We start from the raw sequence: 17,709 nt of genomic DNA on the forward strand, positions 1-17,709 counted from the left end.
GGCTGGGTTCCAGGAGGAAAACTCCTGGAACCCAGCCTTTTATCATGCGCACGGCGCCACCTGATTACCTGGCGTTATCAGAGGAGGTTATATCCTCCATCCCCTGATCCCCCTGATCTGCAGTGGCTCTGGAAGCATCGCTGGCTTCAAGTGTCCAGCCGTCCTCCCATTCACCGGTCGTGTAGTCATAATCAATATTGTTCCCATCCTCATCGGTGCGTTGATACCACCCGGTGACACGGTCTGCGGTGGAATCGAAGCCGGCGCCGGCACCCTTGCCCTCCGGGGATGCGGCGACTGCCAACTCAAAATCATCACCGTGTTCCTCAAGACCGCGAACCACGGCATTGCGCACAGCCGCGGTGGCATAGCTACGACGGATGGCAGCCGGGTCAGTCGTGAGATCGCGGAGGAATGCCACCGTCATCAGGATCAACACGATGGAGAAGGGCAGGGCGATGAGAATCGTGAGGTTCTGCAGCGCAGTCAGCGTGGTCTCGCCTCCAGCGAGAAGCATGACCACCGCGATACCCATCATGCACAGACCCCAGAAGACCACGACCATCTTGTTCGGGGCGGGATCTCCCTTGGAGGACATCGTTCCCATCACCACGGAGGCAGAATCCGCTGAGGTGACGAAGAAGATCGCCAGCACCGCGATGAGGATGAACGGGGTCAGGTTGTTGAGGGGAAGCTGGTCGAAGAGGGCGAAGAGCACCTGTTCGTTTTCAGCTGTCCCGTCGAATGCCTGGATACCCTGACGGTGGAAGTGGATTGCAGCGCCACCGAAGATGGTGAAGGCCAGGATCAGGATGAAACTGGGAACAGCGATGGTGACCAGGGCGAATTCCCTGATGGTGCGACCCCGTGAAATGCGGGCGATGAACATACCCACGAAGGGGGTCCACGCGATCCACCAGGCCCAGTAGAAGGCGGTCCACCACCCTTGGAATTCGATCGTGTCCTCACCCCAGGACAGGGATTTGCCCATCATCGGCAGGAGTTCATCCAGGTAGGTCAAAATTCCGGACGGAATGAGATTGAGCAGGAAGAGAGTGGGTCCGAGGATGAAGACGAAGGCGATCAACCCCAGGGTCAGCGTGATGTTGATATTGGACAGGTAGCGGATACCACGGGCGACGCCAGAGACCGCACTGATGATGAAAGCCACGCCCAGTAGGCCGATGATCACCAGGATCGCATTGTTGGTCAGTGGGCCGGCTCCGGAGATGATCTCCACACCACGGCCGATCTGCAGGGCGGAGAGTCCAAGGGTGGCAGCGGTGCCGAAGAGCGTGGCAATGATCGCCAGGATGTCGATGATCCTCGCCACCGGCCCTTCAGCATGCCTGGCCCCGAGGAACGGTCGGAATACGGAACTGATCAGTGACGCACGGCCACGACGGTAGGTGGAATACGCCAGCGCGCCACCGACCAGTGCGTAGAGGGCCCAGATGGACAGTCCCCAGTGGAAGTGGGACTGCGCCATGGCCTGGTGTAATGCCTCCGGGGTGCCGGCCTCCACGGTGTTGGGTGGCGGCGACAGGAAATACGCCAGCGGTTCGGAAGGCCCGAAGAAGAAGATACCCACACCGATTCCAGCGCCGAACATCATGGCGATCCAGGAGAACCGGGAGAACTCCGGCTTTTCGGCATCTTTACCCAGGGGGATATTGCCGAATCGGGAGAAAGCCAAAAAGAGCATGACAAATAAACCGAGGCTCATCACGAGGTTGAGTAACCAGGCTGCATTACTCATTGCCCATGAATAGGCCGTGGAGGACACCGAGGATACTGATCCCGGATTGGTCACACCCCAGATGATGAAGGCGATGATGACGACAGCCGTGGTGAAGAACACAACGCGGTCCAGTCCGAAGCGGTTGCGCTGTTCGTCCACGCTGATGCCGGGAACCAGTCCGGGGTGGAGGTCATGGGGGTAACGGCTTCCAGTGACTTTTTCTGAAGGGTCATTCACACGTCGGACGAAACGTTCCGAGGTGGTGGGGTGCTCATCCGATTGTTGTCGGGGAGTGTTGGGCATGGTTTTCCTTTTCTTATCCCTCACGAACTCGCTTTTTAAGAGAGCAGGGAGAGGAACCATCGGGGCATCGAGCCTCGAGGATGTGTTGGCTGTTCCTTGACCAGACAGGCCACCGAGGAGAACTTACACCCAGGCATAGCTGAGTGCGCTCTCTGTGATGGTGTCACGCCCCCTGTGGCATTGAACGATGATATGGCAAGGGTTAGACCCTAGCAGCGCATCCGGAGAATAGAAATACGAATGGCACCGCCCCTGTGTCTGCACATCACCTATGCGGATGCCGCGAAACGCGAAGCTCCCACGAAGGTCCGGAACACCTCGACAGCCGGGGCGGGGTCTGCACCCACGCGCCAGACCAGGCCCAGTTCCCGGAAACTCGCTGGCTGGAGTGGACGGAGGTTGACCCCCACCGTGGGCAGGTAGGGATCATCCAAAGGCAGCACACCCACACCCAATCCGGCGCTGATCAATCCCGCGACGGTGGTCAGCTCCATTGATTCAAAGACGATATCCGGGGTGATGCCCACGGAAGCGGAGAGGGCGTCGAGAAGCATCCGGGTGCCGAACCCGGGCAACATCGCCACAAACGGCTCACCGTCAGCCTCCTGCAGCGCCACCGGCCCCTCACCGTCGAGCCGGTGGCCCTCGGGCACAGCGAGCGCGAGCCGCTGACGCAGCAGCGGCGCCCAACCCAGGTCGGTGCCCACCGCAGCGGGTTTCGGGCCCACGAGCGCCAGGTCAGCTGAATCACCCAGCACCCGCTCCACCAGGTTGTTGGCGGAGCCCTGGTGCAGCTCAAACTCCACGCGGGGATGGTCGGCGCGGAACGTGCGGATCAGTTCTGGCACCATCCACGTGCCGAGTGAATGCATGAAATCCAGCCGGATCGTCCCCAGCTCCGGGTCCATCAGACGTCCGATCTGGGCGGTGGCGGCATCCATCTCAGCGGCAATCCTGTGCGCATGCGACAGAAACGCCTGCCCGCGGGGGTTGAGGTACAACCGGCGCCCGGCGCGTTCAAATAGTGGCGTTCCCACGTGCTTTTCCACGCGCGCCATCCGGCGCGACAAGGTCGGCTGTGGAATCCCCAGACGATCCGCAGTGGAGGTGAGATGACCTGATTCAGCAACCTCGATGAAGCAACGGAGGTCTCCGATGCGCAGGTCCCCGGCTATGTTCTCCATGCTCACCCAGCTTATGCAGATTGTGCATGAAAAACAGCTGTTTCTAACATTTTACTAATTATCGCAGGTGGTCAATGATGGTGCCCATGAGTGATGTCACAACCGTGGATGCTGGGACCTACCGTGGCATGGAACGCGGATCCCGCAGTTACCTGCGCGCGGTTCTGGCCATGCTCGCTGCCGGGCTGGCCACCTTCAACTCGCTCTACTGCACCCAGGCGCTGCTGCCCACCATGACCGCGGAGCTCGGAATCACCCCTTTTGAGTCCGCGTTGACGGTCTCTGCGGCCACCGGGATGCTCGCCCTGTGCATCGTCCCCGCATCCATTCTCTCTGAGAAGTTCGGACGTGGACGGGTGCTGATCACCTCCCTGGCCCTGGCTGCAGTGGTCGGGCTGATCATCCCCTTCGCCCCGGGTGTTGTCGCACTCATCGCGTTGCGTGGCCTTCAGGGCGCACTGTTGGCTGGTGCCCCGGCGGTGGCCATGACCTGGTTGAGTGAGGAAATCCACCCGCGTGATCTCGGGCGCGCCATGGGCCTGTACATCGCCGGCAACACCGTCGGCGGACTCATGGGCCGTCTCATCCCCGCTGGTTTGTTGGAGTTCACCCACTGGCAGTTCGCCCTGCTGGGCGCATCAGCCGCCACCCTGATCTTCACCATCATCATGGTGGCGCTGCTTCCGAAACAGAAGCTGTTCAAGCCGAAGAAGATCAGCCTGCGTTATGAGCTGTCCGCGATGGCCAGCCACTGGCGCAACCCCCACCTGGCACTGCTGTTCGCCACGGCATTCGTCGGGATGGGCACGTTTGTCTCCCTGTACAACTACCTGGGCTTCCGCATGATTGAACAGTTCGGACTCAGCGAGGTGCTGGTGGGTGCGGTGTTCCTGATGTATCTGTCTGGAACATGGAGTTCTGCGCAGGCCGGGACACTTCGTCAGAAGCTGGGTAACGGACCAACGGTGATTTTCCTGGCAGTCACCATGATCGTGAGCATGGTCGCCATGGCGGTGGATAGTTTCTGGGTCACCATCGTCGCACTCTTCTTCTTCACCGCCGCGTTTTTTGCCCTCCATTCCTCCGCGTCAGGGTGGATCGGCATCATCGCCACGAAGGACCGTGCGGAGGCATCCAGCATGTACCTGTTCTGTTATTACGTGGGATCTTCGGCGGTGGGCTGGTTCTCCGGGATCATCTTCACCCACGCCAGCTGGGTGGTGTTCGTGGGATATCTGACGGTGCTGTTGTGTGGACTGCTGGCCATCACCGTTGCACTGGCCCGGTTGGCCAGGGCGGAGCAGCCTGCCACCGTCTCCTAATTTCCCGACCACGACATCGCTCTCCAGACATCAGTACCCCCAACCACGACATCAGTACTGGTGTCGGTGATGCGATGTCGTGGTTGGGGAGGAAAGCACCGGCGGGCCCAATTAGACCGGCTTTGCCCGTAGTAATTTAGGGGTCTACCCTTGAGTCCATGAGTGACGCCACCCAGAAGAAGTGGACCCGCAGGTCATGGCACCGCAGGGCCTCCAAACCGGTCACCTATTGGTTCATCGCACTGATTGTTGCCGGCATCATTCACCCGATCCTGCCTGAATACCGCTGGGTGCTCATCCACCTGTTCACCCTGGGCGCGATCACCAACTCCATTGTGGTGTGGTCGCAGCACTTCACGGAGAAGTTACTGCACCAGCGGCTTGACGACGACAAACGCCCCGCCCAGCTGTACAAGGTGTGGGTGCTCAACGCCGGTGTCATCGTCACCATTGTTGGGCAATTGCTGTCCGATGTATGGGATCGTCATTGGGTGGTCACCAGTATTGGCGCAGCCATTGTCAGCGCCACCCTGGTCTGGCATGCCTTCTCACTGGCGGGGCAGTTCCTCTCCGCTAAACGGGGCCAGCCCTATGCCCCGGCGGTGGTGGCGTATGTGGCCAGTGCCTGTTTCCTGCCCGTGGGTGCGCTCGCCGGTGGTTTCCTGGCTGCGGAACTTCCCGGCACCTGGCAGGAACGGGTGCTGCTTGCCCACACCGTGTCCAATATTTTGGGATTTCTCGGCCTTGCGGCCCTGGGCTCACTCTCAGTGCTTTATGCCACTGCCTGGCGCACCCGCCTGCCCTATGACTACACGAGATATTCGGTGGGGTTGATGATCGTCTCCCTGCCGGTGATCCTGGGTGGTGCATTGGCCGATAACGGTTATGTCGCCGCAGGTGGTCTGGGACTGTACACACTGGCATGGATTATTCCCATGGGGGCGTGGATGAGGGCGTCGATAAGCGTATTAGCGCAACCCCGTGACCGCGTCGGCTTCAGCGCGGCGGCGGTGGGCACCGCACCGCTGTGGCTGCTGGGTTCCCTGATATACCTGACCGCACAGGCCGTGATGCACCACGGAGAGCTTTACCAGATCAACCTGCCGACCAATGCTGTGCTGGTGGGTTTCGGTGCACAGCTGCTCATCGGCGTGATGAGTTTCCTGCTGCCTTCAACAGTGGGTGGTGGCCCCGGCCCGGTGCGAACCGGCACCTATGTGCTTGGTCGCGCGGGACTGTTTCGCTGGGTGCTCATCAATGGCGGCCTGGCGATCTGGCTGCTCACTGAGAACAGCTGGCTGCGGGTGGTGGCGTCGCTGCTCTCCATAGGCGCGCTGGCGGTGTTTGTGCCGCTGATGCGCGCGGGTGTGAAAGCGCAGCGGGAGGTGCTGATGAAAAAGCGTGAACCCGTGGAACCCATCACGGCACCCAGATACAACCAGGTCACCGCGGGCATTGCAGTACTGGCACTGGTGCTGGCTGCGTTCGGCGGGTTGGGGACTTCTGGTTCCAGTACTGCCGCTCCAGTCGGCGTTGGAGACGTTTACTCAGTGACCATTGACGCCGGGGACATGATCTTCACCCCTGATGTGATTGAGGTTCCTTATGGAAAGACCCTGGAAGTCACCCTGATCAACACCGACGACATGGTTCATGACCTGAAATTTGCCAATGGCGCACAGACCGGACGCATGACACCGGATGAGGAAGCCACCATCACCGTCGGGCCGATCACCGAGGACATGGAAGGGTGGTGCACCATCGCCGGCCACCGTGCGCAGGGGATGGATCTGATGGTGCTGGTTCAGCAGCCATGAGTGTTCAACATTAGTGAACGTTCACTGATGATGAACGTTCATCATTAATGAACGCCTGTAATGTCTTAGTTATGTTATTCAGCGACCTGGACCACTGGAACTCCAGCCTGCAAAATACAGAAACTCCCTTCAAACTTCACCTTAACCCGCACAACACCGACGTGGATGGCCAAGAACAACAGGGCTTTATTCTGAGAAAGATAATGCTCGAGTTGACCGAGGAAGCATCCTCATCAGCAGCGCAGCCCCGCCCCCTCAGAGCTATGATGATTAAAGATCCACAAGAGCTTCGTAACTTGCTTAAGCACATCTCCCGGCATGTGGGCAGGGAAGATCTCATCATCTTGGTGCCAACCATCACGCCTCGAATCGCAGATGACTTACGCCGAAACCGGATCATGTTTGCCGATGAACGCGGTAACGCCTTTGTGGCGTGGCCGGGGGTGTACATCGATATTCGGGGAAGAATAGGAAACACGGAAACGCTCCGCAGGAATGACCGGCCAGACGCAGGAGTCTCGAAAGCACCGCGGACCGCATCATTGTTCACTCCTCGTCGTGCCCAGGTCTCCGCGCTGCTATTGTCACGCCCTGAACTGCTAAATAAATCAGTCAGGGACATCGCCCGCGAGTCCGGTGTCTCTGTCGGAACAGCTAAACAGACCTTGGACCTTCTTAGGGAGGCCGGGTATCTGCGTGTCTCTTCCCCTGGCCACTACCGCATGGAAAACGTGGAATCATTTCTGGATGCCTGGGCGCATGCCTATCCAACTGGGCTCGGTACCAGCCAACAGATCTTCCGAGGCACAGGTGGCATAGACAGATTACGGTCTTTGGAACCCCTGGGCTGGATCAGCGGCGAACAGGCGGTTCCGGAGCTCGTGCAGGGAGGAAACACTGCCCACCTCTATGTCGACGGGGTTGAAGAATCCCGAAAAATCATCGGTGCTGCCCGACTCAGACAGGACGATCACGGTGAAGTGATGATCCGATCAAGCTTTTGGTTGCCGTTGATGAATCACCAGGCTGAGAAGAATGAAACGCTTCGCTCATCAAAGGTGGAATCTGTTTTCGAGCTTTGGCCACGTGCACCGCGCGCGGTGATTTATGCCGATCTTCTATCAGTCAATGATCCACGGTTGGCGGAAATTGCCGGAAAGATCAAGGAAGAACTCATCAATGGACAATTCTGATATCGCCTACGTAGCGGAGAAACTGGGAGAGTTCATTGAACCCGGCAGGATCATGCTGGTTGGAGCACGGTGCAGAGATATACATCAGCAGCGGTTTCGGGACCACCCGGCTGGTAGAACCACACGGGATATCGACTTCGCCTTAGCCATTGAGTCATGGGATGATTTCCGGTTGTTAAAGAAAAAATTCCCATCCCCTACAGACGCGTGGCAACAAGTGGTGATCAATCAGATTCCTATTGATCTGGTGCCCTTCGGAGACGTCGAGAATCCTCCTGGGGAAGTGGCAGGTGATAAAGACCATGTCTTGAATGTCGCTGGTTTCCAACAGGTTTTCCAGGATGCGACAGACTTCAAACTGAAAGACAACATCTCGGTGAAGTTGCCCTCAGTCCCAGGCTTCGCCGGTTTAAAACTCCACGCATGGCTAGACCGGGGCCCACAAGGGCAATATAAAGATGCCACCGATCTCGCCCTGATCCTGTCCTGGTATGAAGAAAATGATGAGGCGCTCTGGGACCGGTATCCGCTTCTGCCCTCTGACGACCAGGACTACATCGGAGAACCAGACGCAATGGCCGCGCAACTTCTGGGGGCCGATATCGGACGCGTCTTCGGCAAGCAGGAAGCCAGCTTCCTATTCGAACGCTTGGTGTCAGAAACCAGATCTGATGTGGAGTTATTCATCGACCACCTCATCGCACCACCAGAACATATCCACCCATGGGAAAGAAGAAAAGTACAAGTCAATGCACTAATTGATGGTCTGAAATCGACTTTAGGCTGAGCCGCCACTGAGCCGCCACTGAGCGCGCAAACCAGCCCAGACTCCCTCAACACCATCTTGTCCGTTCCTTGATCCAGGTCAAGGAACAACGGCGCAATCCTTTCTACATTGAGAATATAACGAAAACACCGAGAAAGGATTCACCATGAGTAACACCTCCCAGACCGTCAAACTAGTAGATCTTGTATCCAAGGTGCACGGCCCCAACCATCCTCACCTGGCGGAGGTCAAGACCCTCTTCCATGAGGTCAACGGCCACTACCCGGGACTGACGGAAGCAAGCGAACCTGTGCGCGGGGAACTTAAAACCAAACTGGCCCGCATCCGGGAGATCTCCAATGATTTCCAGACCCCTGCGGATGGCTGCGAGGGTTACCAGATGATGGATGCCAGCCTGGCCGAGTACGAAAGTGATGTGCTGGCCAAGCTGGGCAAATAAGAGTCCCCTGCAGCGTCTTCGCCTTCAGTCATCCCGGATGAAGTAGGTCCGGAAGATGTACCTAGCGCGACTGACTAACCCTCCCCCAGCACCGGAGCTGACTTCGCGCCCTGGCGCAGCCACTGTCTCACGGCAGCGGTGGCGCGACAGTCATCGCCGTTATAACTGAGCAGCTGGGCACGCGCCGCCTCAGCCGCCGCCGCAGGCCCGGTCGCGGCCACCAGGAAGGCATGCAGGCTGTCTTCACCGGCGAAGTCTTCTTCCTCCCAGTGGAATCCGGCAGCCGGGGCCAGTTGTTTCAAGCCCAATCCGCCGGGGCCCACGAGTTGCCCGCGGGCGACGGCGAACATGTCCACCCATTGATCTGAGCCGATGAACTGACGCACCTCATCCTCGCTGGGCACACCGGGAACCACACCGTGGAAACGGCGGGCGGTGGACAACATCCAGTGGTTCTCGCCATTGCTGGCATAACAAAACGCCCCGAAACTCTGGCCGTGTTGTCGGGCCTTGTCCCGGCGCGCCATCAGCCACTGCCAGAACTCGGCGAAATTCTTACCCTCGGCTGCCTCGCCCAGACCTTCCCAGATCACAAACGGCCGGTAATCCGCACCGTCGAAGGCGCCCCACAGGTAGGCGCCCAGATCCAGGTAGGCTTCCACGTCCACGTCGATCTCCACATCAAAACGCGGTGCGGTGGTGGTGTGGGTGCGGCGCAGCACGGGGATTCCGGAACGCCAGGCTTCGGCGATATGGGAGATGTCGCCGAGTTGGGCGTCGATAAGCTCCTGCGTCGTGGCAAGGCCACGCTCACGGTACGGTGCCGCCCGGTCGCCGGATAAAAAGAGGCTGATCTCATCAGCCCGGCGCAGTTCAGGCTCGCATTCCACCCAGAAACGGCAGGTGGCGCACTCCTTGACCCGGCGCGGGCCTGCCGGTGGCGGCGCCAACAACGCCCGCTCCGCGGCCGGGGCGTAACGGGTCACATCAACCAGGTAGGCACGGTCGCGGTCCTGCCCGATCAGCGCACCCTGCTTATCGACGCCCACCGCCCCTGCCTCCTCCAGTCCGCGGATAGCTAACGCCAGGCGGTAGCCATCAATGGTGTGATGGCGCAGCCTCGCCTTGACCGCCACCGGCGCCCCCAAGCCGAGCCTGGCTGTGGCGATCGCCTGCATCTCACCATGCTGGGAGGGCCGCGCCACGCGGTGGTTGCTCACCATCACCGGCAGGTAGGTGCCATCAGCGTTGCGGACCAGGATGTCCGCGGTAACCTCCCACGGCACCCCGTCCCACACTCCGGCGAAGACCGCACCCGTGATCAGATTCGCCTGCGCGGCCATCGCCTCCAGGGTGTGGAACTCCGCGAGTTCATCCTGCGGATCCACATCCATGCGGGTGAAAGGGACACGTCCACGCTTCTTCGGGGGTACGGGAAGCCTGGATTGGGCCTCCGCCAAACCGACATCCCGACGTGCCCTGCGCTGCACCGACGCCTCCAGAGGCCCGATGTCGGGGAACCGTTGGCGCTGTACCTGGCGGTATCTGCATCCCACCAGGTCACTCGGTGTGAGCCGCTCACTCTGCATTCTTCTTCATCACCTTCCCGTGATGCCACGAGCTTATTGCACATTCACAGGTAAAGTTGAATCGAAAAGTCGAGACATGACCGACAAGTGAAAGAGTTGAAAGCACATGGGTATCTTCGAGAAGATCCGTTCCTCCCGGGCGAAGACCAAGGCACAGATCAAAGCTGCCGAAGCCAAGGTGAAAACGGAGGCCAAGAACAAGGCGAAGCTTGACCTCAAGCGCGAGAAGCTCCTTGTCAAGCAGGAGCAGAATCTGCTCAACGCGGAGAAGAAGGGCCTAAAATCCCGCAGGAAACATGAGCTGAAAATGGCCAAGCAACTCCTCGCGGAGAAGAAAGCCGGCAAGTTCAACAAGGACAACGTCAAGCGCTGGAGCGGCACCGCCCGCATGCTCACCCCGATTCTGCTGCCACTGGTCTACCGGCTCACCACCGAGGCCCGTGACCAGTTCGTGCAGGGCCGCGCCCGTCGCGCCGGCGTGACCACCGAGCAGATGTCCAAATACGCCGGACACGGTGCCCCACTGAAGGCCCGGATCAGCGGTGTCCGCGACGTCGCCCATAAGTCCGGTCTGCCCCAGGGTTTTGTCCTGGACGTGGAGGAGCGCCTGGATGAACTGGATGCCGCCGTGGACAACTCCGAGTACATGGCACCACAGCAGCGCAACCGCGCCCACCAGTCCATCGAGCGTGATCTGCAGCAGGTTTCTGATCAACTCCAGGATCGCCTGCTGGATCACTAAGAAGCCCTTCCCCTTCCATAAGGCAAATTCCCCTGTGAGTTGATAATTATCAACTCACAGGGGAATTAATCATGCGTTAACTCATAGGCGTGGGGGAGACGGTCAGAGCAGTCCCTGCTCCCGCGCAGAAGCCACCGCGGAGGTACGTGAACGCACACCCAGCTTGTCGTAGATGTGCACGAGGTGGGACTTCACCGTTGCTTCAGACAGGAACAGGATGCGGCCGATCTCCCGGTTGGAGGAACCACCGGCAACCAGCTTGAGCACCTCCAGCTCACGGGGAGTGAGTGAGGTCTTCGGGGTGCGCACCCGGGTCATGAGGCGGTTGGCCACCATGGGTGACAGGGTGGAGTCACCTTCCGCAGCTGAGCGCACCGCAGCCAGGAGCTCATTCGGTGGGGCATCCTTGAGCAGGTACCCCAGGGCACCGGCTTCGATGGCACCGAGGATGTCGGCATCGGTGTCGTAGTTGGTCACTACCAGCACCTTCGGCGGGTTCTCAATGTTGCGTTTGATGGCGGCGGTGGCATCGGCGCCCGTGGACACCTGGGTGCCCTGGACACCGGGGCCGAAGCGGAGATCCATGAGGATCACATCAATGCCCCCACCGGCGGCGGCCTGGACGGCAGCCTCAGCTGTGGACACCTCCCCCACCACTTCGATGTCATCTGCACTTTCCAAAACAGCACGGAGTCCGAGCCTGACGATCTCGTGGTCATCAGCGAGCAGCACGCGGATCATATGTTTGACTAGGTCCTTCCCATGGTGCATCCCCGGCGCGTCTAGGTGGCCGGAGTATGCCTCAGCAGTCATTGCCTCAACAGTCATCAGAACAGATAAGAGTCATTCTTTAGTTTAGCGTCTCTTAACTCTCGGATGAGAATTCAATCGGGAGGGCGACTGATACCGCGGTGCCCTGCCCATAGGCGGATTCCACGATCACCTCACCGTGGAGCTCCTGCGCACGCTGCCGCAGGGCACTCAGGCCGATATGGCCCAGACCCGCGGGCTGCTGCGCCACCCGCTCCGGATCGAAGCCGACTCCATCATCCACCACATCGAGGCGGACCTGGTCCAGCTCATAGGTGAGGGTGACATGGCAGTTCTGCGCCTCCGAATGTTTGGCTACATTGCCAATGGCACCCTGCGCGATCCGCAGGAGGGTGGCCTCCATCTTCATGGGCAGCTGGCGTTCATCACCATCCACGTTGATCACGAAGTTGATGCCCAAAAGTGGTTCCGTCACCCGGTGAAGAGCACCCTCCAGGGAGGTTTTGGCTAGCGCAGCAGGTTGGAGCGCAGCGATCATCGCGCGGGCCTCACTGAGATTGTCCGAGGCCGTGGTGCGCGCCAGGCGGATTTTATATAACGGTGATTCCGGCCCCTGTCCCTCATCCAATCCCCGGGAGAGGATCTCCTGTTCCGCCACGTGCAGCAGCATCTGGATGGAGGACAACCCCTGGGCCACCGTGTCATGAATTTCGTGGGCGATGCGCTGGCGTTCCTCAGCGATACCCGCGCTGCGTTCGGTTTCCGCCAACTGGGACCGGGTTTCAATGAGCTGCTCGATGAGTTCCTGTTTCTCATGGTTCACCTTCCATAAGGTACGGAAGGCATAATCAATGGCGATGGTCACCAGCGCCGCCACCGACGGCCCCATGACACCACCTAGTGTCAGGCCGGCCGGATACTGGCTGACAATGGCCACAGAGGTGGCACCCACGACCGCGATGATGCCCCGCACATCCGGCATGACCTGCAGGAACAAGAAGTACATGGGGAACACGATGTAGATGCTGACAGGCACGATCGGCAGCATGAATACCCACACCAGGGTGAGGATGAACAGCCAGGCGAGCTGCTTGGTGTGGCTGAAGTTCACCCGCCGGGATGAGCCGTAGAAATAGAGGAAACCCCAGGCGAAGAGCAGCACACAGGACACAGCGAACATGGTCAACGTCAGACGCGCCGACGCACCCAGCCCCACCACGAGCAGGGTTGCGGTGAGGATGTGGATGCTGTTGCGGTAACTCATCGCTCCGGGCTGGCCGCCCCGGCGTGCGAGGTTCTCCACATCCAGCTCATTGCGCATGGAGTCCGGTTTGCGATCTAGGCTTGACTGCATGCGTCGTACATTACCCACTCCACCGTGGAAGACCCTCCTCCTGACCAGTGTGATCGCCCTTTCAGTGGCCGGTTGCACAACGGAGCCACCCGTCGCAGAGCAGCCCATCGCCGAGGATCCCGCCACGGCTGAGCCAGCCCCACCGTTGACCTCGGAGGTTGCACCGGTCGTGGATGGCCTGCCCGCGGATGCGCTCCCCGAGGTGCCCGGCGGCCGCGGGGCGTGGGAGGCCTGCCCCTATCTGGACACCGAGTGGGTTGCGGAAACCAACGGCCAACGGGTCACCGGGCTCGGCGTTGACGAGCGCTTTAGCACGCCCGCCTGTGTCTTCTGGTCCTATCCTGAAGAACCCCAACTGACCGTCTTGGTCCGTGAGATGGCCTCTGTTGATGAAGCCATCGCCGTGGTGGACTGGGCGGCCCCCATCGACTCCACCGAACCCGCCGAGGAACCCCTGGACTGGTCAGGTGGTCGACGCGGTGGATCAGCTGAATCCGGCGCGCTCTACGCAGTGCAGAAGGATTCCGTGGCGGTGGTGGTATTCACCAACCAGGATCAGTCACTCAAGGCACAGCTGGTCGCCGAGGAGGTCATCGGGAATCTGGGACTGTAGATCCAGTATCAGAAGATCCAGTATCAGACGGAGACGTCATTGAACGGCATCAATGGGGAGATCATGGGGAAAATGACCTCCATGAGCAGGAAGAACACCGCCACCAGCAACACAACCATGATGAGGGCTTTCACCGGCCAGGGGCCGGGCAGTGCGCGCCACAACAGGGAATACATCTAGGTCTCCTCTAAAACTGCGGGGCGTTCCCCATCGGTCTTTGAAATCTGATCCACCAGCATGCCATGGACAATCATGCGCTCCGCCGCGGAGAACTGCGGGTGGCAGGTGGTCAGCGTGATCAGGGATTCCGCGCCCTCTGTCACATCAACACTGGTGGAACCCGGCAGGGGGTTGATCACCTCAATGTGGTTCGGGGTGGTGATATAGCGCCCCATCACGTCGGCATAATCACCGGCTGTCATGCGTTGCATCTGCTCCGGGGTGAAACAGGGTGCGGCCTCCTGCTCACGAGTGGCCGTATCCGTGGAGATCGGCATGACGCGGTAGACATCCCAGGAGTTGCGGGTCTCCACCACGATGGCATCACAGGCCCGCAGGTTGCCCAGATCATTGAAGGGTGCGCCCTTGCCCACCCGGTGACCGGCGACGGCGAAGTTGCCGGCCTCCCCGGGCATCTGCGAATCGCTATAACGGCCGGGGCCGGCGATGAGTTCCTCTTCATCGGTGCCTTCGATGACCGCGAAGTGGAAATCAGAACCGAAGGAAGGGATATACATGCGTGCGAAAGCCTCACCCAGCTCCGGTGTCAGCTTCTGGCGAGGATTGACCCGCTCGGTCTCCTCCTGCCAGAGTTCATCCAACTTCTCATTGGCTGCGTCCTGCTGTCTGCCGGATTCAATGTTGGTCCAGTAGGACTCATAGAGGACAAAGAGAAGGACCAGGACACCGAAGGTCAGGAAGATTTCGCCCAAGACCTGGGAGAAGGAGATGCGGGTGCGGGGTTTCTCCCGGCTGTCACGTGACTGCATGAAATGTTGTTTTCCTGGCTCCCCGGCGACGTGACCGGAGTTAGGCCACTACGGTTTCCGACACGTACCATGAACAGATATGTCTGTGGCCTTTATGCCACTGCATCATCATACAGTTGTTAGAGATAAAGCTATACCGAAACGAACCTGGGAAGGGCGAACACCAAGGTGCTCGATTTTCTGATCTACCCGGTGTCCGGAGTGATGAAACTTTGGCACCTGCTCCTGCATGACATCTTCGGACTCGATGACTCCCTGGCATGGTTCATCTCCCTGTTCGGGTTGGTGATCACCGTTCGCGCCATCATCGCCCCCTTCACCTGGAAGATGTACAAGTCGGGTCGCGTGACGGCGCAGATTCGACCACGGCGGGCGGCGATCGCGAAGGAATTCGAGGGCAGGCACGACGAGGATTCCATCCGTGAGATGCAGAAGAAGAACCAGGAACTGAACAAGGAGTTCGGTTTCAACCCGCTGGCGGGCTGTGTGCCCATGCTCATTCAGCTGCCCACCATCATCGGTCTGTACCAGGTTCTCATCCTCATGGCCCGCCCCGAGGGTGGTCTGGAGAATCCCATCCACCGGTCCATCGGGTTCCTCACCGCGGAGGAGGTGCAGAGCTTCCTCGAGGGCCGGGTGAATAATGTGCCCCTCCCCGCGTATGTGACCATGCCCGCTGAACAACTGGCGTTCCTGAACGCCACCCGGGAGGATGTGCTCAGTTTCGTCCTGCCACTGTTCATCGTGGCTGCGGTGTTCACCGCCTTCAACATGGCACTGGCCACCTACCGCAACCTGCAGACCAACGATTATGCCTCCAAATTCTCCAACGGGATGCTCAAGACCTTCGTCTGGCTCGCGATCCTGGCTCCGCTCTTCCCACTGGTCCTCGGCCTCACCGGCCCCTTCCCCACCGCGATCGCCCTGTACTGGGTGGCCAACAACGTGTGGACCTTCGCCCAAACCGCGATCATGCACTTCGTGCTCGAGCGGAACTATCCGCTCACTGAGGAATTCAAGGAACACCACACGGAACAGCGCGCCGCCTACCGGGTACAGCAGCGGGAGAAACGTTCCTATCTGCGCACCCGCCGCAAGAACCGTCTCATGATGGCCCTGACCCCCCATAAGGCATCTGAACTCCGCGCCCGGAATGCGGCCATGACGGAGGAACGTTCCGCCAGGTTCCTCGCGGAGAAGGAAGCCAAGAAAGAAGTGAAGGCCCTGAGGAGGGCCTCACAGAGGAAGATCAATCAGGAATCGATGGAGAAACTGAGGGAGCGTCGACAAGCAGCCAAGGCCCGGAGACGGGCCGGCAGCACCGGAGAAGAAACCGTCGAGGTGGAGACGTCAGAAGACGCGGAGAAATAACGCAGTCAGATGGAGTAGTCAGCCGGCGGGGCGGAGAGCAGCTGTTTAGCCAGCTCCCGGGCGGTCTCCAGGGGGCCGATGTCCTGCAACAGACGGGAACCCGCCAGGCCACCGTCGAGGAAAACCAGCAGCTGATTCGCCTGCGTGGTGCCCGGGTAACCGTTTTTCTCCGTGAGCAGATCCGTCAACGTCTGATGGCACCACCGGCGGTGCTCCATCACCGCTGCGACGATGCCCTTCTCTGAATCCGTCTCCGGACGTGGATACTCGTTTGCGGCGTTCTGGAAATGCGAACCGCGGAAACCCTTCGTCGGCTCCTCCTCGAGACACTGATCAAAGAAGGACAGGATCTTATCTTCCGGGTCCTTCAACAGGTCCGCACGGCTGTGCCACGCTTCCCGCCACTCCTGATCCAGGTTCTCCAGGTAGGCGATCACCAACGCATCCTTGGACCCGAACAGGGAATACAGGCTGGCCTTCGCCACATCCGCCTCACGCAGGATCCGGTCAATACCGATGACGCGGATTCCCTCCGTGGTGAACAGATTGGTGGCACTGTCGAGGAGCCGCTGGCGGGGGCTGGGTCGATTGCGACGCCGACTTGCCCCGGCACTGGTCTTACTCTTGCCTGAAGCGCTGACAGCCACGTTCGGCCACGTCCTTTCGGGGTTTGAACTGATTGCAAAGCGGTATGCCCAGAACAATCTGCGGAATCCACCGCTGAAGATGCCGCTGGCGGCTGAGCGATAGCCGATGGGATCATCGGGTCTCATTCCAATATAGACATACCGGTTAGTACAGTCTTAATCTACAGGTCCGTTCACCTTTTTTGAAACAATTCTTTTCGCCCATAGCTGCCCGCTGATTGCCCGCTGATTGCGCGGGCACGTAGGCGGCCGCCGGCGACTGCGGCGTGCTTATCGACGACCAACCCTCAAGCAGATCGCAACGGGGATGAATCACACCGGAGATCGCAGGGATCACAGGGGGAGCCTCGGGCAGAATTAAAGGCGACCCGGTGTCGAGATGACACGGATCGCCTTTGATTGAAGTTATCGGGCTCGAATCTCAGGCAGCTGCCTTGAATGGAGTTGAACCCGAGGGCCGGAGTGGAACGGGGGTTACTTTCTCACTGCCTTAACGATGCTGAGAAGGATAACCGCACCGATCAGACATGTGATGAAGCTGAAGATCCACCCTCCGCTTTCCACGTCCAGACCGAAGAGACTGAGTAGGAAACCGCCAATCAGGCCGCCTACGATGCCGACCACAACGTTGAGCACGATTCCCTGCTGGGCGTCGGTTCCCTTGATCTTTGAAGCAATCCAACCGGCGAGGCCGCCGATGATAATCCAGGCGACAATAGACATTCCGAGCATGATGTGAACTCCTTTGTTTATGTTCAACTTTTTCAAGCCTGCCCGCACGGGATATTCACGGGATCTATATATAGTTTAGTTGCGCAGAACACAGGATGCTCGCCCAGAAGCTGAA

The 17,709-nt window shown here is 59.6% G+C and carries 17 protein-coding genes; 8 read left to right on the plus strand and 9 right to left on the minus strand.

The window, feature by feature from the left end; all coding sequences use genetic code 11:
• Nucleotides 1-64: 64 nt before the first annotated feature.
• Nucleotides 65-2,044 (minus strand): BCCT family transporter, encoded by a 1,980-nt coding sequence (locus tag CFAEC_RS12735; RefSeq protein ID WP_290277397.1) that lies wholly within the window; start codon nucleotides 2,042-2,044, stop codon nucleotides 65-67.
• A 269-nt stretch (nucleotides 2,045-2,313) separates the two neighbouring features.
• Nucleotides 2,314-3,228, minus strand: a complete 915-nt coding sequence (locus CFAEC_RS12740) for a LysR family transcriptional regulator (RefSeq protein ID WP_290277399.1) — start codon at nucleotides 3,226-3,228, stop codon at nucleotides 2,314-2,316.
• A gap of 86 nt (nucleotides 3,229-3,314) precedes the next feature.
• Here CFAEC_RS12740 and CFAEC_RS12745 point away from each other — a divergent pair, with 86 nt between their 5' ends.
• From CFAEC_RS12745 to CFAEC_RS12765, 5 genes are all read left to right on the plus strand, one after another.
• Entirely contained in the window at nucleotides 3,315-4,550 is a 1,236-nt protein-coding gene (locus CFAEC_RS12745; RefSeq protein ID WP_435384237.1) for an MFS transporter, read from the plus strand.
• 236 nt (nucleotides 4,551-4,786) lie between these two features.
• Nucleotides 4,787-6,367, plus strand: a complete 1,581-nt coding sequence (locus CFAEC_RS12750) for a cupredoxin domain-containing protein (protein ID WP_353960133.1) — start codon at nucleotides 4,787-4,789, stop codon at nucleotides 6,365-6,367.
• Between the two features lie 71 nt (nucleotides 6,368-6,438).
• Nucleotides 6,439-7,560 carry a type IV toxin-antitoxin system AbiEi family antitoxin gene (locus tag CFAEC_RS12755; protein ID WP_290277404.1) on the plus strand — a complete coding sequence of 374 codons (1,122 nt, stop codon included), beginning with the start codon at nucleotides 6,439-6,441 and terminating at the stop codon, nucleotides 7,558-7,560.
• Nucleotides 7,547-8,347 (plus strand): nucleotidyl transferase AbiEii/AbiGii toxin family protein, encoded by an 801-nt coding sequence (locus tag CFAEC_RS12760; RefSeq protein ID WP_290277405.1) that lies wholly within the window; start codon nucleotides 7,547-7,549, stop codon nucleotides 8,345-8,347. The genes CFAEC_RS12755 and CFAEC_RS12760 overlap by 14 nt, the downstream gene beginning before the upstream one ends.
• Nucleotides 8,348-8,492: 145 nt before the next feature.
• Nucleotides 8,493-8,786 carry a hypothetical protein gene (locus CFAEC_RS12765; protein WP_290277406.1) on the plus strand — a complete coding sequence of 98 codons (294 nt, stop codon included), beginning with the start codon at nucleotides 8,493-8,495 and terminating at the stop codon, nucleotides 8,784-8,786.
• A gap of 74 nt (nucleotides 8,787-8,860) precedes the next feature.
• On the opposite strand, the gene CFAEC_RS12770 is transcribed toward CFAEC_RS12765, so the two are convergent.
• Nucleotides 8,861-10,276 carry a TM0106 family RecB-like putative nuclease gene (locus CFAEC_RS12770; RefSeq protein WP_435384289.1) on the minus strand — a complete coding sequence of 472 codons (1,416 nt, stop codon included), beginning with the start codon at nucleotides 10,274-10,276 and terminating at the stop codon, nucleotides 8,861-8,863.
• A 205-nt stretch (nucleotides 10,277-10,481) separates the two neighbouring features.
• Between CFAEC_RS12770 and CFAEC_RS12775 the strand changes: the two genes are divergently transcribed.
• Complete coding sequence (locus CFAEC_RS12775) at nucleotides 10,482-11,117, plus strand: DUF6474 family protein (RefSeq protein WP_290277409.1); 636 nt, start codon at nucleotides 10,482-10,484, stop codon at nucleotides 11,115-11,117.
• Nucleotides 11,118-11,219: 102 nt separating this feature from the next.
• Here CFAEC_RS12775 and CFAEC_RS12780 read toward each other — a convergent pair whose 3' ends face one another.
• Nucleotides 11,220-11,858: a LuxR C-terminal-related transcriptional regulator gene (locus tag CFAEC_RS12780; protein ID WP_290277410.1), complete on the minus strand. Its 639-nt coding sequence runs from the start codon at nucleotides 11,856-11,858 to the stop codon at nucleotides 11,220-11,222.
• Between the two features lie 124 nt (nucleotides 11,859-11,982).
• Nucleotides 11,983-13,242: a sensor histidine kinase gene (locus CFAEC_RS12785; RefSeq protein ID WP_290277412.1), complete on the minus strand. Its 1,260-nt coding sequence runs from the start codon at nucleotides 13,240-13,242 to the stop codon at nucleotides 11,983-11,985.
• On the opposite strand from CFAEC_RS12785, the gene CFAEC_RS12790 reads away from it, so the two are divergent.
• The gene (locus CFAEC_RS12790) at nucleotides 13,241-13,855 is read left to right on the plus strand and encodes a DUF2020 domain-containing protein (protein ID WP_290277414.1); all 615 of its coding nucleotides are present in this window, start codon (nucleotides 13,241-13,243) and stop codon (nucleotides 13,853-13,855) included. The genes CFAEC_RS12785 and CFAEC_RS12790 overlap by 2 nt on opposite strands.
• Nucleotides 13,856-13,878: 23 nt before the next feature.
• Here the strand turns inward: CFAEC_RS12790 and CFAEC_RS12795 are convergent, their stop codons facing one another.
• A complete protein-coding gene (locus CFAEC_RS12795) occupies nucleotides 13,879-14,031 on the minus strand; it encodes a hypothetical protein (protein WP_290277415.1) in 153 nt (50 codons plus the stop codon).
• On the minus strand, nucleotides 14,032-14,844 hold the full coding sequence (locus CFAEC_RS12800; RefSeq protein ID WP_290277416.1) for a class E sortase: 813 nt from the start codon (nucleotides 14,842-14,844) through the stop codon (nucleotides 14,032-14,034).
• Between the two features lie 168 nt (nucleotides 14,845-15,012).
• Here CFAEC_RS12800 and yidC point away from each other — a divergent pair, with 168 nt between their 5' ends.
• Nucleotides 15,013-16,215, plus strand: a complete 1,203-nt coding sequence (gene yidC, locus CFAEC_RS12805) for a membrane protein insertase YidC (RefSeq protein ID WP_290277418.1) — start codon at nucleotides 15,013-15,015, stop codon at nucleotides 16,213-16,215.
• A gap of 5 nt (nucleotides 16,216-16,220) precedes the next feature.
• Here yidC and CFAEC_RS12810 read toward each other — a convergent pair whose 3' ends face one another.
• Together CFAEC_RS12810 and CFAEC_RS12815 are read right to left on the minus strand one after the other, a co-directional pair.
• Nucleotides 16,221-16,862: a TetR/AcrR family transcriptional regulator gene (locus tag CFAEC_RS12810; protein ID WP_290277420.1), complete on the minus strand. Its 642-nt coding sequence runs from the start codon at nucleotides 16,860-16,862 to the stop codon at nucleotides 16,221-16,223.
• Between the two features lie 474 nt (nucleotides 16,863-17,336).
• Nucleotides 17,337-17,594 (minus strand): GlsB/YeaQ/YmgE family stress response membrane protein, encoded by a 258-nt coding sequence (locus CFAEC_RS12815; RefSeq protein ID WP_290277422.1) that lies wholly within the window; start codon nucleotides 17,592-17,594, stop codon nucleotides 17,337-17,339.
• Between the last annotated feature and the right edge of the window lie 115 nt (nucleotides 17,595-17,709).

The sequence above is a fragment of the Corynebacterium faecale genome (assembly GCF_030408735.1).
GTDB classification, from domain to species: Bacteria; Actinomycetota; Actinomycetes; order Mycobacteriales; family Mycobacteriaceae; genus Corynebacterium; species Corynebacterium faecale.

What these genes read in the sequence shown, in the direction of transcription:
- CFAEC_RS12735 (WP_290277397.1), bottom strand. Translation starts at nt 2,044, where the DNA reads ATGCCCAACACTCCCCGACAACAATCGGATGAGCACCCCACCACCTCG.
- CFAEC_RS12740 (WP_290277399.1), bottom strand. Translation starts at nt 3,228, where the DNA reads ATGGAGAACATAGCCGGGGACCTGCGCATCGGAGACCTCCGTTGCTTC.
- CFAEC_RS12745 (WP_435384237.1), top strand. Translation starts at nt 3,315, where the DNA reads ATGAGTGATGTCACAACCGTGGATGCTGGGACCTACCGTGGCATGGAA.
- CFAEC_RS12755 (WP_290277404.1), top strand. Translation starts at nt 6,439, where the DNA reads ATGTTATTCAGCGACCTGGACCACTGGAACTCCAGCCTGCAAAATACA.
- CFAEC_RS12760 (WP_290277405.1), top strand. Translation starts at nt 7,547, where the DNA reads ATGGACAATTCTGATATCGCCTACGTAGCGGAGAAACTGGGAGAGTTC.
- CFAEC_RS12765 (WP_290277406.1), top strand. Translation starts at nt 8,493, where the DNA reads ATGAGTAACACCTCCCAGACCGTCAAACTAGTAGATCTTGTATCCAAG.
- CFAEC_RS12775 (WP_290277409.1), top strand. Translation starts at nt 10,482, where the DNA reads ATGGGTATCTTCGAGAAGATCCGTTCCTCCCGGGCGAAGACCAAGGCA.
- CFAEC_RS12780 (WP_290277410.1), bottom strand. Translation starts at nt 11,858, where the DNA reads ATGATCCGCGTGCTGCTCGCTGATGACCACGAGATCGTCAGGCTCGGA.
- CFAEC_RS12790 (WP_290277414.1), top strand. Translation starts at nt 13,241, where the DNA reads ATGCGTCGTACATTACCCACTCCACCGTGGAAGACCCTCCTCCTGACC.
- CFAEC_RS12785 (WP_290277412.1), bottom strand. Translation starts at nt 13,242, where the DNA reads ATGCAGTCAAGCCTAGATCGCAAACCGGACTCCATGCGCAATGAGCTG.
- CFAEC_RS12795 (WP_290277415.1), bottom strand. Translation starts at nt 14,031, where the DNA reads ATGTATTCCCTGTTGTGGCGCGCACTGCCCGGCCCCTGGCCGGTGAAA.
- CFAEC_RS12800 (WP_290277416.1), bottom strand. Translation starts at nt 14,844, where the DNA reads ATGCAGTCACGTGACAGCCGGGAGAAACCCCGCACCCGCATCTCCTTC.
- CFAEC_RS12815 (WP_290277422.1), bottom strand. Translation starts at nt 17,594, where the DNA reads ATGCTCGGAATGTCTATTGTCGCCTGGATTATCATCGGCGGCCTCGCC.